Consider the following 643-nt stretch of genomic DNA (forward strand, 5'->3'; position numbering starts at 1 on the left):
ACGCAAAACCTGGTCAACACGGGCAATCTGCCGTTTTCCATCGCCACGGGGGATTTCGCCGGCGACGGCACGCTCGACCTGGTGACGGCCAATCAGTCGGACGACACGGTCTCGGTGCGGCTGGGCAACGGCGATGGCAGCTTCTCGGATACGGCGACACTTGCGGTCGGCAGCTGCCCCAGCTCCATTGCCGTGGCCGACGTCAACGGCGACGGCAAGCTCGACATGCTGGTGGCCTATCAGGAGGACAATACGGTTTCCGTGCTGTTGGGCAACGGCGATGGCAGCTTCGCCAGCGCGTCGAACATCGCCGCCGGCAACAGTCCCAGTTCCGTCACGGTGGCCGATGTCAACGGTGACGGCAAGCTCGACCTGCTGATTGCCGACGAAGGCACAGATACCGTTTCCGTGCAGCTGGGTGATGGAGCGGGCAGTTTCTCGGCATCGGCGGATATCGCCGTGGGTACCGATCCCTATGTCGTCAGCCTGGCGGATATCGACGGTGACGGCAAGCTCGACCTGGTGACGGCAAATTACAGCAGCGACTCGCTGTCGGTGCGGTTCGGCGACGGTTCCGGCGGTTTCTCCGGCGGATCGGACATCGGCATTATCGGGCACGGCACGTCCGTCGCCGCGGCGGATG

Annotated in this window: 1 protein-coding gene; it reads left to right on the forward strand. The window is 64.2% G+C overall.

The genetic code is table 11. The features are described 5' to 3' along the window. Positions 1-643, forward strand: a 643-nt coding sequence (locus tag AC1D0P_RS26810; protein ID WP_477679508.1) for an FG-GAP repeat domain-containing protein, incomplete at both ends; no start/stop codon positions are given.

It is taken from the genome of Polaromonas sp. P1_G2 (assembly GCF_056405515.1).